This window comes from Oerskovia sp. 140933, assembly GCF_059651515.1.
The window spans coordinates 1-572 of sequence record NZ_JAMXIO010000078.1 but is presented as its reverse complement, the minus strand read 5'-3'; the positions used below and the strand labels follow the sequence as shown (position 1 = coordinate 572).

Annotated in this window: 1 protein-coding gene; it reads right to left on the bottom strand. The window is 66.1% G+C overall.

All coding sequences use genetic code 11. The annotated features are described in order from the left end of the window. Nucleotides 1-572, bottom strand: a 572-nt coding sequence (locus tag NHG27_RS18975; protein ID WP_497017360.1) for an integrase core domain-containing protein, incomplete at both ends; no start/stop codon positions are given.

Sequence of the window (572 nt, the reverse complement as noted above, 5' to 3'; positions counted from 1 at the left end):
GGGTTGGCCGTCGAGGGCTTGGTGGCGACGGTGGGTGTTGTAGTGCTCGATCCAGGGTGCCAGGGCGGCAGCTCGTTCGTCGTTGGAAGTGAAGACCTGCCGGTAGGCCCATTCGGTGGCCAGGGTGCGGTTGAGGCGTTCGACCTTGCCGTTCTGCCAGGGGCAGTGCGGCTTGATGAACTTCTGCTGGATGCCTCGGGCAGTGCAGATCTCGCGCAGCGAGTACCGGTAGGCCCACGCGTTGTCGGTCATGAGGCGTTCGATCCGGGTGATGCCGTGAGCAGCGAAGTAGCTGATCGCGCGGGCCAGAAAGGCCGCGCAGGTGGTGCCCTTCTCGTCGGGCAGGATCTCGGAGTAGGCCAGGCGGGAGTGGTCGTCCACGAGTGAGTGCACGTAGTCGTAGCCGATCGGGGACTTGTTGGTGCGGGACTGGTGGTTCGACGTGCTCCCACCTTGGCCTCGCCAGCCGCCACCGTCGGGGATACGGCCGAGCTTCTTGACGTCCATGTGGACCAGCTCGCCGGGCCGGTCGCGTTCGTAGCGCACGGCGGTGGCCTTCGAGGAACGGATGC